Genomic DNA, 14274 nt, shown 5'->3' with positions numbered 1-14274 from the left:
ATTATCTCCTTATGCTTTTTCTATACGGCATAGCCCGCATTTAGTTTCGGGGATTTGAGTTACGATGTCATAACCATAATTGGTTACTCCATTGATATTTTCCCCTATGCTATAAGGGATATAACCTTGAGGGTATTTTTCACTCAAATCTTTTCCTCTGAAAATTCCTGCCCAGTGGAATGGGGCAAAGGCTACATTTTCTTTGAGACTATAAGAGAGTTTAAGCTTAATTTTTGCTTTTCCTCCCTCAGGACTATAAACCCAAACCATATCTCCTTCTTGGAGTCCCAGATTTGCTGCTGTGTTGGGATGAAGATTGATAAACATTTCAGGATTAATTTCGCTCAAAGCAAGACTTACTCTTGCCTCAATCCCTTGTCCATTATGAGTAACCAATCTTGCAGTATTTAATTGGATAGGGAAATCTTTTGTATAGTCTTTTTGCAAGGATGCGTATTTAGTATCCACACGCCAATGATTTGGTTTGTCTTTATAAGTGGGGTATTTGGCAATAAGATCGGGTCGTGGGGTATGAATGGGTTCTCTGTGGGTAGGAACTTTATCTACCCATGTGCTCACATACATTCTTGCCCTACCATTCCCAAATGGACATAAACCTGCTTCAAGGGCTTTATTAACAAGGATCATGCTCAAATCTGTTTTCCAGTTTTTGCCCTCAGTAATTTGCTTCTCTTCTTTGGTGAGTTTTTTGCCTGTGAGGGCTTCAATGTTTTGTGCGGTGATCTCAGGATAACCTCCATCCACGCTTGATCCTGGAGGATTGCTGCCATGAGCAGCAAGCATATCATAAGTTTTCTCACCTATTTTTTGAGTGAGCCCGAAGTTTTGTCTAAAGCCACTTCCCCCTTGAGCTACAGGTAAGCTATCATTATATAAATTAGGTGTTCCGGGGTGTTTTTCATTCCAACAAGGCCATGGAAGTCCATAATATTGATCCTTCATGGGACCTATACCTTTGAGTGTAATAGTGTCAAATAAACCCCAATTATCTGTATGTGCCTTGAGTCTCTCAGGTGTCCAACCACTAAGCCCAATTGTCTTCATTCCTAAATTGATCTCTCTTGTGGCATCTTCGGGCCATTGGAATTCTTTTCTTCCTTGCTGTTTGGCAATGCTGTAGAGAGATTTTGTAAATTGTTCATAAAATCCTAATTTTTTAGTCAATGCAAACAAAATATCTTGATCGGGTCGTGCTTCATAAATAGGTTTGACGACTTGATATCTCCACTGCCCGGATCGATTTGTGGCTGTTACAGATCCGCTCGTTTCAAATTGTGTGATGCCCGGGAGTAAATAAACCCCATCTTTTTTATCTGTATAAGCAATAGCATCATGAGGGAAAGGATCGACGATTACAAGGAGTTCCAGATTGTCTAGGGCTTCTTTGACTTTGTTGGTTTGGGCTATAGAAATGATACCATTCCCCATTACCATCATTCCACGTATCTTTCCTGATTTGCCGTTATAGATTTTTTCGTTATCTCCTTCCAGTACCCCTTGCCACCATCTGGCAAGCGTGAAGCCATCTTTGTTCATCATTTCAGGATCAAATCTTGTTTTTATCCACTCATAATCCACTCCCCATACTCCGGACCAATGTTTGAATGCGCCTTCTCCAAGCCCATAATAACCCGGGAGTGAATCTGAATTACAGCCCAAATCAGTAGCTCCTTGAACATTATCATGACCACGTAAAATATTAGTGCCTCCTCCACTCACCCCAATATTCCCAAGTATGAGTTGCAAAATAGGGGCTAAACGTGTGTTGCCTGTGCCAATGCTGTGTTGGGTTAAGCCCATTGCCCAAATAAGAGTCCCCGGTTTTGTAGTTGCATAGAGTTTGGTAACTTCAAGAAGTTGTTCTTTGCGAACACCACAAACATCAGCGACTACTTCAGGTGTATATTTTTGGGCTTCTTTTTTGATTTCATCAAATCCAAAAGTTCTATCTTGGATATATTTTGTATCTGCCCATTTATTTTGGATAATTAATCGAATCATTCCATACATGAAGGCAATATCAGTGCCTCCTCTAATTTGAATAAAAATATCTGCTTTCGCAGCTGTGCGAGTAAATCTTGGATCAATAACAATGAGTTTTGCCCCATTGATTTCTTTAGCTTTTAAAAAGTGTTGGAATCCTACGGGGTGATTTACCGCCGGATTGGCTCCAAAGATAATAATCGCTTTTGATTTTTGAATATCTGCCAGATGATTGGTCATTGCTCCATAACCAAATGTATTCGCCACACCGGCGACTGTGGAGCTATGTCAGAGTCTTGCTTGATGGTCGATATTATTGGTCCCAAACATAGCGGCAAACTTACGATAATAATAAGCTTGTTCATTCCCCAGTTTTGCAGAACCAAAAAATACCATACTATCAGGACCATGTGTTTCTCGAATATTTCCTAATTTTGTAGAAATTTCATCAAGTGCATTTTCCCAACTCACTCTTTCCCATTTGCCATTAACTTTTTTCATTGGATATTTGATTCGTTTGGCGCTTCGGACAGAATCAATCATATCTGCGCCCTTAGAACAATGTCCTCCAAGACTGACCGGATGATCTTGGGCGACATCTTGTCTAAGCCATACGTCATCTTTAACTTCTGCAATAATGCCACAACCTACAGAGCAAGCTGCGCAGATAGTTTTAATTTTTGAAGACCCTACATAGGCTTCAGTTAATTCTTGTTTGGTTGCTTGACGGACAACGCCCTCAGAGGCTACCAAAGACCCTGCGCTTATGCCCAAGCCTAATGCTGTCATTTTGAGGAAACTTCGACGGGAAGTTTTTGGGATATTTAGTCCTTGTTCGCTCATTTTCTTTCCTTTTTTTTATTTAGCTACGCGATAGTAGGCTTTCCAATATTTTGTATCTCCTTGATATAAAATCTCTTCTTTGTTTGATTTTCCTTCTATAACACCGCTTTGTTTAACTTCGCTATCACTGCAAGCGCTTATTGCCAATCCTCCTATAGCGGCAATTGCTCCTGCTTTTGTGGTTGTTTTGAGAAACTCACGACGAGAATTTTTTTCTTCCATTATTTCTCCTTCTCTTTAAGGTTATAGGATTTTATCCTATTGTATAAATTTTGATTTTAAATTCATACAATAGGATAATTTACTTATCTGCTTTGGCTACAATTTCCTCCATACTTATAGGTGTTTTTTGACGTTTTTTGAGTTTGGGATTTTTTTCTTGATATAAAGCTTCACTTTTATCAACAAAAGCTTGGTATTTTTGCATATGCGCATCTAAATAAATTCTTTCAAACTCCATAAAAGAGGATAAAATTCTTGCAACAGGTTTATAAAAAATTGCTTGAGTATTTTTGAGGATTTCAACAATAATATAATTAACATAAGGATTGATAATTTTTTCAAATATTTCTTTTGCAAGAAGAATGGATTCCTCTTTGGTATCATCTAATAAAGTTGCATTGAGCATACATAAAAATCCTAAGTCGTCTTCTGTTTCGACAAAGCTTTCATTTCTGCGGAATTTACTTTTTTTGATAAGTTGTTTAGCCAGAAGGTATTTTTCTCCTCTTTCATAGCCTTCATCATAATAAGACATTGTAAGATTGATAGCTTTTGTATTGAAATTATTGATAAATAATTCGTTAAATTCATAAGTTATATTTTTTGTTTGATGGGATTCAAGCTCCTTGAGAAGTTTGAATATATCATCTTTAGCGGTTTCATTCATTGGATTGGTAAAAATTTGTTCTAATATGTTGATGATTTTGTCATATTTTTTTTCTAATTCCCCATAGATAAATAAAATTCCAAAAAGATTATAATACATGCAACGAGCTTTGTTGATGACCGGTTGTTGATCTTGGGCTATTGATGAGGTTTTAGCTTTGTTTTTTTCGTTGTTGATATGAAGGATTTCCATCAGACTACCTTTTCAAAGTGGTTTGCAAACATTATTTTAACCTTGCAATCAGGGCAGCACTCCAGAGTTTTTAGTTTAAGAGGATCGTTTTTGAATAAGGGATTCATAATGGATTTTATTTTTTCTATAGATTTTTGTGTGGCAAAACCTTTTCCACATTCTACGCAAGTAAATATCTTGTCTTGAGCCATTATTTTGTTTTCAAACCAAGTTGGATTGAGTGAAATTCCGGAAAGTTCCAATGAAATAGCATCTTCAGGGCAAGAGTCCAGGCAATACCCACAAGTTGTGCAAACAGAAGCATTAAATAATAAAGAAAAATTTGCCCCATCTCCACTTAGACTTCCAACATTGCAAGCCCCCACACAACTCATACATAGAGTGCAAGTTTCTTGGTTGATATGGATTTGCCCATATCGAATAAGCTCACCACTTATACCACTGCTTACTTTGCCATAATCATTATCTTTGATGGCAAATCTCAAACGTTCTGAGAAATGTTTTCTCCTGTGTTCATCCGGACTTGGGGTATAGCTATAAGATTGGATTGGTTGTAAAGATTTGAGATGAGTGCGGAGTTCTTTAATATTTTTGGCTACGTAAAAACCTTTTTTTTGATAAATTTTTTGATAGATATCATTGATAAGAGTGATAGCTTCACTTGATGGACGAGAAATGATTTGGGAATAATACACACAAGATGCTCCACTTTCTTGCAATAAAGCTAAAATATGGGCTTCAGAGAGAAATTTTTCCCTATTGATAATAAGCGGGGAGATATGTTCAGGGATTTCAAAATCCTCAAGATCTTCTAAGAAGGGCTCTGCGATGAGGAGAATTTGAGTTTGATGATAATGCTTGAGCGCTGTATCAAAAGCTTCCATGCTAAAAGGTGCATAATCAATTGCCCCACTTGGACATACAGCAACACATCCCCCACATCCAATACAATCAAGCTGAGAAAAGTTTAATTCCATCAAAGAATCATCTTTGGTAGCACCAAATGTGGGGCAGACATTGACGCATTTATGGCAATACCCTTCTTGATTTTTATCAGGTCTGCGGTGATGATATTGACAACTTTGGGTTTGATAAGTAATAGTTGTTTTGTAATGATAAGTCCCTACACGAGAATCAAGTTTTTCTAGCAATGCTTGTGGATTTTTATAATCATTTGCTTTTTCAATCCCCATAAAACGCACTAAATCTTTATCTTCATAAAAAATCACCCCTTGCCCAAAACAGACTTGTTTGACTTCTCCTGCAATCATAAATTTTGCTTGAAACTCTCCCAAACTTCCTGAAATAGAAAGAATATCCTTAGGGGGGATCAAACCTGCTTCATAAGAGGTTTTTTTGTATTTTTGAACAAATTTTAGAAAATCTTTTGCTTCCTCATTTTCGCCTATAATGAGCAAGGTAGGGGGTGTAGGAGTAGAAAAATCCCTATCAGTGCCATATTCATAGCGTGCCATGCGAGAATAATACATACGCTTGATATTTTGAGCTTTTATTTCCGGAGATGCTTTGGAATTCTTGAGATACCAGTTAATCTCAGGAGCATAAATATCGCAATTTGAAGAATAATTAGAAACAACAGCATGATTCTTTGGAGAGGAGGAAAACTGAATTGAATCTTCCAATAAGGGTTTTATCTCATCAAATTGGTTGTCATCATTGATAAGTAAAAATTCGCATAAATCCATGATTAAACCTTCGCATTATCTCTTTGTAACTAATTATATATTTTTTTTGTTGAAAATGAGGAAAATAATTCTCCGTTTGTTTCTACTCTAACGTTGTTTTTATGGCTATACTTTATGGAAAATACACATAACGTAGGTTTTTATTCAAAAGATAATTGTATTTATTTTGCAAAATTTTTAAATCTCGATAAAATCAAAAAAAATTTAGGAGTTTATCTTATGGAAATACTCAAAACTATTGCAATCAAACGTTATGAAGATGGACATCAGTTCTCAAAAAATGATCTTGTAATCTTAGAAAGCAGAGTCAATATTTATCTTAATGGAGAAAAAATCATTTCTACAATGTGTATCCCAATGGATCAAGATGCCCATGCAATAGGATTTTTGCTTAGTGAGGGTGTGATTGATGGAATAGGGGATCTGGACTTGATTGAAGTGAGTGAGGATGGTTTAAATGTTAAAATTCAAGCACGTGTAAACCAAGCAAATTTAAAGAATCTTTACAAAGAAAAAACACTGGTTTCAGGGTGTGGGGGAGGGATAAGCGGGAATATTCAAGATAACATAGAAGTACCTTTTAATACAAGTGATTTGCAAGTAAATCCAAAGAGAATCTTGAAGAATATTACACAATTTTATAAAGAAAGTGAGTTATATCTCCAAACAGGCTGTGTTCATAAGGCGATGTTATTGTTTGAAAATGATGCAAAAATTGTGAGCGAAGATATTGGAAGACACAATGCCATTGATAAAGTTGCCGGAAAAGCAAAAATGAATGAATTAGATGTTTGTAGAGCAATTTTAATGGTTAGTGGGAGATTGAGCAGTGAGATGGTAATCAAAGCAGTCATGCACCATATCCCTATTGTAGTCTCACGCACAGCCCCTACTTTTCTAGGCGTCAAAACAGCACAGATTCATGGTATCACACTTATAGGATTTGCTAGAGGGAAGGGAATGAATATTTATACTCATCCATCAAGAATCCTCAATGAGGAAACATTATGAAAGTAAAAATAAAAATATGGCTTGAAGACGAAGAAGAGAAGATGGTCTTTGGTGATGGGAAGGCGAATTTACTTTTAAAAATCGATGAATTAGGTTCAATATCAAAAGCAGCTCTTGCTTGCGGGCTTGATTATAAAAAAGCTTGGAATCATATCAATGTACTTGAGAATAATATTAAAGAAAATATTATTATTCGTAAAAAAGGGGGGAGAGATGGGGGAGGGAGTGAGCTTACCCTTAAAGGCAGAGAGTTGGTGAGTGCGTATAAAAAACTTCGTGAGGTTATGAATAAAGAATGTCAAAAATATTTTGAAAAAATTTTTGATGTTAATTTTTGATACGCATTGCTCGCATGGCATTTGCCATTGCAATTAAAGCCACACCTACATCTCCAAATACAGCCTCCCATAAAGTAGCCAGACCAAAAAGTCCTAATATAATAAATATTGATTTGATTACAAGGGCAAAAATAATATTTTGCCAGATGATATTCTTTGTTTTTTTAGAAATTTTAAATGCTTTTACAATAGAGAGTATGGAATTATTGGTGATAATAACATCTGCGCTTTCTTTGCTTACATCACTTGCCCCACCCATGCTGATCCCTACATCGGCGCTTGCCAGAGTTGGAGCATCGTTAATGCCATCCCCAATAAAGGCACTTTTGCCATTGCTTTTGAGTTTGAGGTCTTGAAAAATTCTTGCTTTATCTTCGGGTAAAAGATTCGCAAAATACTCACACTCTAATATATTAGCCACTTTTTTAGTCGCATAAGTATTGTCTCCACTTAAAATAGTGATATTTTCTATGCCCAATGATCGAAGGTTTTTAATGCCTTCTTTGGCATCTTCTTTGAGTTCATCAGAGATAATAATATGCCCGATATATTTTCCATTTAGCGCTATATGCACTACAGTGCCTTCAATATCACAAATATCATGAGGAATATTGAATTTATGAAGGATTTTATCGTTTCCTGCAACAATGAGATTGGTATCACATATCACGCGAATCCCATGACCTCCAATCTCTTCATACTCATCAATATGGTGTGTGTGGTGGGTATCTGTGTAGGCTTCTTTAATGGATGTAGCAATGGGATGATTGGAGAGGGCTTGGGCACAAGAGGCATATCTGAGAACATCATCTTGTGTATAGCCCTCACAAGGAACAACTTGAGTTACTTTGAACACTCCCTTAGTAAGAGTCCCTGTTTTATCAAATGCGATTGTTTTTACAAGGCTAAGTGTTTCCAGATCATTAGCCCCTTTAATGAGAATACCATTTTTACTGGCTGCTCCAATCCCGCCAAAATATCCCAATGGCACAGAAATTACAAGGGCACAAGGACAGCTTACCATAAGCATGACCAGCCCTCGATAAACCCAGTCTTCCAAATTTCCCCATCCCATTAAAGGTGGGACAAAAGCCACACAAAGCGCAATAGCAAACACAATAGGAGTATAATACCCTGCAAAAACAGTGATAAATTTTTCAGTTTTAGATTTTTTGCCGGCTGCATTTTGGACAAGTTCAATAATTTTAGCTACAGAAGAATTTTCATATAATTTATCTACTTGGACTTCAATAGCACCTTCCAGATTGATACTTCCCCCAAGCACTCTTTGACCTATTTTGACACTTAAGGGGATGGATTCTCCTGTAAGCGCTCTTTGATCGACACTACTTTCACCCTTAATAACAATACCATCGGTGGGGATTTTTTCTCCGGGTTTGATAACAAGGATATCATTGATCTTTAATTTTTGAGGGGTAGTTTGGATAATTTGGTTTTCTTTTTTAAGATGAGCGATATTAGGAGCCACATCAAGCAAGGATTTGATGGAGGCTTTGGATTTAGAAAGGGCAAGGTCTTGGAGAAACTCTCCTGCAGCAAAAAATAACATTACAGAAACAGCCTCTTCATATGCTTGTATAAAAAATGCTGCAATAGTAGCTACAAGCATTAAAACATTTTCATCAAAAAATTGCCCTTTTTTAAAATTTTTGTAAGCGCCCAGAAAGACACCCTTTCCCGATATAATATAAACAAATCCCAATATAACATAGCTTAAAACATGTATCCATTGGGTATGGGAAAAGTTCAACAGCCCAATCCCTATAAAAAAAGCTACAATAAGACATCCCATAAGAATCCAATGAGAGTGTTCTTCATGTTCTTCTTGCGGTTCTTTGGTAATAATGACTTGAGGTTTTATTTTTTGAATAATCTCAGAGACTTTTTTGAAATCACCGGTATCAATATAGAGTGTATTGGTGGTAAATGAAACCCTGGCTTCTTTGACAATAGCAAGTTTATTTAGTTGTTTTTCTAGTTCATTGGCATCTTCAATGCAGCCTAGATTTTGAAGATTGTATTTTTGCATTTCTAACTCTTTAAAAAATAATAATGGTTATTATAAGATGATTAGCTAAAGAAAACCTTAAGATTTTCGGTAACTAAGCGCTTCGAGTAAATGGTTTTTTTTGATAAATGCACTTGCATCTAAATCAGCTATTGTGCGCGATAGTTTCTTGATTTTATGCACAGATCGTTCTGAGAGATCAAAACGCATCCTTGCTTGAGAAAGCAGATTTTTTCCTTCCTCATCAAGAATGCAATAGATATCTGTTTCTTTCTCACTCAATTTTCCATTAAGGTGTTTTTGTCCTCTTTGGATTTGTAATTTAAAAGCTTCAAAGACTTGTTCTTGCATTTGTTGAGAATGGATACTTGTTTTTGCATCTTCTTGTGTTTCATTCATTTGTACAAACATATCAATTCTATCAATAAAAGGTTGGCTTAATCGGTTTTTGTAAGCAATAATTTCTTTATCTTGGCAACGACAAGATTTGGTTTTACTTAATAGATTCCCACAAGGACATGGATTTTGTGCGCCTATAAATAAAAATGAAGTGTCATATTCAATTTTACTATGCACCCTGGAGACAACTAATTGATTGTTTTCTAAGGGTTCTCGCAAGGATTCTAAAATTTCTTTATTGAAATGAGGGAGTTCATCAAAAAATAAAATCCCATTATGGGCTAATGCAATTTCCCCGGGTTTGGGTTCATTGTGGGTTGCCGTGCCTAAAATGCTAGATTTTGAGGCGCTTTGATGAGGGTTTCTAAAATTTCTCAAAGGACTATAAGAAGCAGATTGGTTGCCTAATGTTTGGAGTTTGACACTTTCAATCATTTCTTTGAGTGTGAGTGGGGGAAGAATATACTTGAGACGTTTGGCAATCATGCTTTTACCACATCCCGGACTTCCTTCAAGTATAAGATTATGAAACCCGCTTGCAGCAATCAATGCCGCACGTTTAGCAAGCTCTTGTCCTTTGACTTCGCAAAAGTCCAGTTCAAAATCTCTATGGTAATAATATTTTTCTTGATTAATTTCAAAAAAGGCAAACCCCAATTCTTTGGTATAGGTATCCGGGATTGGATTTTCTTGTTTGATAAAATTTAGGGCTTCATTGAGGTGATCTGCGTAATAAAAATTAAGGTTAGGGATTAAACAAAATAAATCTTTGCCTCCCTTAGGGACAATGACATTTGCTTGAGGGCACGAAAGTGCAATATCAAGCAAAAGAGGATAGATATTATCATTATGTCGGATATGACCATCCAGTCCTAATTCTCCGAATGCAAACCATTCCCCGGAAGGGATATTCTCTTTTTGCAAGCTGACAAGAATGGCAATGGGTAAATCAAAATGACTTCCATTTTTGGGTAAATCAGAAGGAGAAAGATTAACAACAATCTTCAATGGGGGGATTGAAAAATGATTGTTTTGGAGAGCCGCTTGGACTCTTTGTTTGGCTTCTTGAATAGCGTGATTTGCAAGACCTGAGATAATAAATGCCGGAAGGGCTCGATTAAAAGTAGCTTGAACTTCTACAATTTTGGCTGCTGTTCCAAATTTTGTAGCACAAAATATTTTATTAACCATGTCTTAAATGCCTTTTTGAAGATTATCCGGTTTCTTTTTGATTTTTTTTGAGTTCTTTTTCAAACTTTTTTCGTTTCAAAATAGGGAGTTTATCTACAAACAAAATTCCATTGAGATGATCTGTTTCATGCTGGATAACTACTGCTAAAAGTTGGCTTGCTTGGAGAATTTTTTTTTCACCAAAACGATCTTGGTAAGCAAGTGTAATTTCCTCAAACCTATCCACTTCTTCATAAAATTCAGGCACAGACAAACAACCCTCATTCCATTTGATATTGCCTTCTTTTTTTAAGAAAACCGGATTGATAATCTCTATTAATTCATCTTTGTGCTGTATATCATCTTGTGCGGGGGGATTTACAAGGAGTATCCTTTTGTCAATACCTACTTGGATGGCTGCTAATCCTATGCCATTTTTTGCTATCATTGTTTCATACATATCATCAAGGAGTTGATGAAGATTTGTATCAAAATCTTTCACTTCTTTTGATTTTTTTCTAAGAATGGGATGAGGGTATTTTAAAACCTTCAAAATAGCCATTAGCCTTCATCCTCAGGAAATATTTTATAATCTTCTTGTTTATCAAGAGCGCTTTGAAGGGCTGATAAGGCAGCGCTTAGAGAGTCATCAGCACTTCTTTGGGGAGAAATTTTGGCTAATCCTGTAGATATGTTCAGAGCTATATCTCTATCGCCTAAAAATATATTTGTTGTTTTGACAGAACTAATGAATCTCTCTGTAGCCTTAAGGGCGCTAGGGATATCTGAGTATTTAAGACCTATCCCAAATATACCATCGCCTAAATAGCCTATAATATCACTTCTCCTGGAAGTTTTTAGTAAGAGTTTTGCAACACTTTTTAAAAGTATCATCAGTGTAGATTTATCTTCAATGCTATTTTGAATTTCTCTAGAGAGAGAAACAACTAATATACTTGATGAACGATTGAATTCTTCCATTAATTTATTTTCTTTTTCAAGCAAAACCATAAAATAACGCTTATTGTATATGCCAAATCGAGAATCATAAACTGTATTTTTGTTGATATCAGAAATGACTTTAGCGGTTTTTTGATAAAGATCTTTAATCTGAGAGAGTTGGCTTGAAGTGATAGAATTAACTTTATCAATGTCTTTTACAAAAAGCGTGATGGCATTTGATAGAGCAATTTTATTGTCGATCTTCTCAATCCCTTGAATATGCTTGTCTGTAATAGTTTGCATGAGTTGAAGGTTTTTATAAAGTATAGCGATAAAATCTAAAATTTGTTTGATATTCTTGAATCCCTCTTTAACACTTTTTTCAAATGAAACTGCCCTATCTTCTGTAATAGATTGCAGATCCATAACGCTTTGGATTTTTTGTTTAAAAGAGGTTTCTTCTTTTTCAAGCAGACGTTCAAAATATAATTGATAATTTGCCGGAAATGCAGGTAAATCTTCTCTCTCAAGTTCTTTGACGGTGTCTTGGGCAATTGCGCTTACTTTGCTTGCAACGCCTTCTTCCAGAATGTAACCATTACTCTGTTCTTGGACTTCATGGACTTCCGGATCTAATTTTCCAAAAAATACATTACTTCCAAAATCATTTGATTCTTCTTTTTTATTTTTTTCCATATTTATAACCTCTTAATCTTAAAGTTATTTTAGACTTTTTTCAAGTATTTTGTCAATGATACCATAATCTTTTGCTTCTTTAGCGCTCATAAAAAAATCTCTTTCTGTATCTTGGGATATTTTTTTAAGTGTTTGAGAAGTATTTTTTGCCATGATGTTGTTGAGGATTTGTCTAAGACGTAAAATTTCTTTGGCTTGGATTTCTATGTCGGTTGCTTGACCTTGTGCCCCACCGAGTGGTTGGTGAATCATGATTCTGGAATTAGGTAGAGAATATCTTTTTCCTTGTGCCCCACAACTCAGTAAAAATGCTCCTGCAGAAGCAGCCTGCCCAATACAAATTGTGCAAACATCAGGTCTTATATATTCCATAGTATCATAAATGCTAAAAGCACTTGTAATCACCCCTCCTGGGGAATTGATATAAAGATTGATATCTTTTTCAGGATCTTCAGCTTCAAGAAATAAAAGCTGGGCAACGATTGAAGAAGCAACGCCATCATTAATTTCGCCACTTAATAGAATAATGCGATCTTTTAATAGCCTTGAATAAATATCATAACTTCTCTCGCCTCTGCCTGTTTTTTCTATTACATAAGGGATATAATTCATCACTCAGCCTTAGTTTTTGATTTTTTTACAGTTTTTGTTTGAATGGGTTCTTTAGGTTTTTTAGATTCCTTTTCCTTAGATTCTTCGTGTTTTTGAGAGCTTTTTTCTTTAGATTTATTGAGTTTCTCATCAAGCAAGTAGGCAAGTATCTTATCTTCAATCATAGCCATTTTGATGGCAGGTAAAAGATTATTTTTCTTATAATACTCAATTGTTTCTTTTGGATTTTGTCCATTCATCATGGATTCGTAATAGATAGTTTGGAGGACTTCATTGTCTTGTACGGAAATTTTTTCTTGTTTGGAGAGGGCATCAATGATAAAGGTTATTTTGACACTTTTTTTGGCTTCCGGTCGGAAACTTTCACGCTTTTGTCGGGCTTTGTTTGCATCAAGTTTGAGTTCTTCAAACTCTTTAGGATCAAGAGTGTTGAGTGAGTTTCTAAAAAGCAAATCCATCTCTTGCTCAACAATAAGATCAGGGAGTTCAAATTCAAAAGTATTATCAAGATTTTTTATCAATTCTTCTTTAAGCTCTTCGTTATAAAGTTTTGTCTTTGTTTCCAGTTCAAGTTGTTCTTTGATTTTTTCTTTTAGGAGACCCAAGGAAGCATTTTTTTCTTGAGGCAAGAGAGATTTGACAAGTTCATCATCAATTTTTGGAGTATCTTTGAGTTGGATTTTGTTGAGTTTGACTTTGAATACAGCAGGTTTTCCTGCTAAATTTTGTGTGTGATAGCTTTCAGGAAAAGTAACAGAAATTTCTCTTTCTTCCCCAATCTTCATCCCAATAAGCCCATCTTCAAAGCCCGGAATGAATTGACCACTCCCGATAGTCAAATCAAAACTTTCTGCTTTCCCTCCCTCAAAAGGTTTCTCATCTACAAAACCTTCAAAATTAATATTTGCTATATCATTCTTAGTAAGTTTTTTGTCTTTTTTAGCTTCAATAAGAGGTGTTTTTGATTGGGCAATTTCTTGGAGTCTCTCATCAATTTGTTTTTCAGTAATACTTTTAAGCTTGACTTCAGGGACACAAGAGTTAAGGGTGTCCAGATTAAAACTAGGTTTAAGACTTATTTTTATTTCTATATCAATAGAATTATCTTTCTTGTCAAATTTTGTAATGATAGGATCACCAATAACTTCTTTGCTATCAATGTTGAGATCTTTGAGTGCGAGTTGGAGCATTTCTTCTGTAGCTTCTTTTTGCGCATCTTGCTCAATATGTTCTTTATAGCGAGATTTAATCACATTTAAAGGGACTTTTCCTTTTCTGAAGCCATCTATTTTGATTGTTTTGCTTATTTTAGTTGCTATTTTATTTAGCTTTTCTTCTAAGTCCTTTAGAAGTATGCTTCCATTGACCAATGCGTTTGCAGCGTTTATTCTTTTTGTCGTTAAATTCATAGAATTCCTTAGCAATATTAAAGTATAATTTTGT

At 35.5% G+C, this 14274-nt stretch carries 12 protein-coding genes; 2 read left to right on the top strand and 10 right to left on the bottom strand.

Annotated elements, in window-relative coordinates:
• Positions 1-9: 9 nt before the first annotated feature.
• The 4 genes from BKH45_RS00775 to BKH45_RS00760 form a co-directional block, all read right to left on the bottom strand.
• Complete coding sequence (locus BKH45_RS00775; protein WP_095273564.1) at positions 10-2847, bottom strand: molybdopterin-dependent oxidoreductase; 2838 nt, start codon at positions 2845-2847, stop codon at positions 10-12.
• A gap of 15 nt (positions 2848-2862) precedes the next feature.
• Positions 2863-3069, bottom strand: coding sequence for a twin-arginine translocation signal domain-containing protein (locus BKH45_RS00770; RefSeq protein ID WP_095273563.1), 207 nt, complete (start codon positions 3067-3069; stop codon positions 2863-2865).
• A 79-nt stretch (positions 3070-3148) separates the two neighbouring features.
• Complete coding sequence (locus tag BKH45_RS00765) at positions 3149-3928, bottom strand: molecular chaperone TorD family protein (protein ID WP_095273562.1); 780 nt, start codon at positions 3926-3928, stop codon at positions 3149-3151.
• Positions 3928-5634 (bottom strand): 4Fe-4S dicluster domain-containing protein, encoded by a 1707-nt coding sequence (locus BKH45_RS00760; protein ID WP_095273561.1) that lies wholly within the window; start codon positions 5632-5634, stop codon positions 3928-3930. The genes BKH45_RS00765 and BKH45_RS00760 overlap by 1 nt, the downstream gene beginning before the upstream one ends.
• 114 nt (positions 5635-5748) lie before the next feature.
• Here BKH45_RS00760 and fdhD point away from each other — a divergent pair, with 114 nt between their 5' ends.
• Positions 5749-6645, top strand: coding sequence for a formate dehydrogenase accessory sulfurtransferase FdhD (fdhD, locus tag BKH45_RS00755; protein WP_257874462.1), 897 nt, complete (start codon positions 5749-5751; stop codon positions 6643-6645).
• Entirely contained in the window at positions 6642-6983 is a 342-nt protein-coding gene (locus tag BKH45_RS00750; RefSeq protein WP_095273560.1) for a LysR family transcriptional regulator, read from the top strand. Before fdhD ends, BKH45_RS00750 begins: the two co-directional genes overlap by 4 nt.
• On the opposite strand, the gene BKH45_RS00745 is transcribed toward BKH45_RS00750, so the two are convergent.
• The 6 genes from BKH45_RS00745 to tig are packed head-to-tail and all read right to left on the bottom strand — an operon-like array spanning position 6973 to position 14240.
• Positions 6973-9033, bottom strand: coding sequence for a heavy metal translocating P-type ATPase (locus BKH45_RS00745; RefSeq protein WP_095273559.1), 2061 nt, complete (start codon positions 9031-9033; stop codon positions 6973-6975). The genes BKH45_RS00750 and BKH45_RS00745 overlap by 11 nt on opposite strands.
• A 57-nt stretch (positions 9034-9090) precedes the next feature.
• Complete coding sequence (locus BKH45_RS00740) at positions 9091-10602, bottom strand: YifB family Mg chelatase-like AAA ATPase (protein ID WP_095273558.1); 1512 nt, start codon at positions 10600-10602, stop codon at positions 9091-9093.
• Positions 10603-10624: 22 nt separating this feature from the next.
• Positions 10625-11143 carry a peptide deformylase gene (gene def / locus BKH45_RS00735; protein WP_095273557.1) on the bottom strand — a complete coding sequence of 173 codons (519 nt, stop codon included), beginning with the start codon at positions 11141-11143 and terminating at the stop codon, positions 10625-10627.
• Positions 11143-12219, bottom strand: coding sequence for a diguanylate cyclase (locus BKH45_RS00730; protein ID WP_095273556.1), 1077 nt, complete (start codon positions 12217-12219; stop codon positions 11143-11145). Before BKH45_RS00730 ends, def begins: the two co-directional genes overlap by 1 nt.
• 24 nt (positions 12220-12243) lie before the next feature.
• Entirely contained in the window at positions 12244-12831 is a 588-nt protein-coding gene (gene clpP, locus BKH45_RS00725) for an ATP-dependent Clp endopeptidase proteolytic subunit ClpP (protein WP_095273555.1), read from the bottom strand.
• Entirely contained in the window at positions 12831-14240 is a 1410-nt protein-coding gene (gene tig / locus BKH45_RS00720) for a trigger factor (RefSeq protein ID WP_095273554.1), read from the bottom strand. The genes clpP and tig overlap by 1 nt, the downstream gene beginning before the upstream one ends.
• Positions 14241-14274 lie beyond the last annotated feature (34 nt).

Origin of the sequence: Helicobacter sp. 11S03491-1 (assembly GCF_002272835.1) — a bacterium.
Lineage (GTDB): Bacteria > Campylobacterota > Campylobacteria > Campylobacterales > Helicobacteraceae > Helicobacter_J.
This window is presented reverse-complemented; position numbering and strand designations above follow the sequence as displayed.

Excerpts from the sequence above, each read along its gene's own strand:
- BKH45_RS00740 (WP_095273558.1), bottom strand. The coding sequence starts at position 10,602 with ATGGTTAATAAAATATTTTGTGCTACAAAATTTGGAACAGCAGCCAAA.
- BKH45_RS00765 (WP_095273562.1), bottom strand. The coding sequence starts at position 3,928 with ATGGAAATCCTTCATATCAACAACGAAAAAAACAAAGCTAAAACCTCA.
- tig (WP_095273554.1), bottom strand. The coding sequence starts at position 14,240 with ATGAATTTAACGACAAAAAGAATAAACGCTGCAAACGCATTGGTCAAT.
- BKH45_RS00750 (WP_095273560.1), top strand. The coding sequence starts at position 6,642 with ATGAAAGTAAAAATAAAAATATGGCTTGAAGACGAAGAAGAGAAGATG.
- def (WP_095273557.1), bottom strand. The coding sequence starts at position 11,143 with ATGGCTATTTTGAAGGTTTTAAAATACCCTCATCCCATTCTTAGAAAA.
- clpP (WP_095273555.1), bottom strand. The coding sequence starts at position 12,831 with ATGAATTATATCCCTTATGTAATAGAAAAAACAGGCAGAGGCGAGAGA.
- BKH45_RS00730 (WP_095273556.1), bottom strand. The coding sequence starts at position 12,219 with ATGGAAAAAAATAAAAAAGAAGAATCAAATGATTTTGGAAGTAATGTA.
- fdhD (WP_257874462.1), top strand. The coding sequence starts at position 5,749 with ATGGAAAATACACATAACGTAGGTTTTTATTCAAAAGATAATTGTATT.
- BKH45_RS00770 (WP_095273563.1), bottom strand. The coding sequence starts at position 3,069 with ATGGAAGAAAAAAATTCTCGTCGTGAGTTTCTCAAAACAACCACAAAA.
- BKH45_RS00745 (WP_095273559.1), bottom strand. The coding sequence starts at position 9,033 with ATGCAAAAATACAATCTTCAAAATCTAGGCTGCATTGAAGATGCCAAT.
- BKH45_RS00760 (WP_095273561.1), bottom strand. The coding sequence starts at position 5,634 with ATGGATTTATGCGAATTTTTACTTATCAATGATGACAACCAATTTGAT.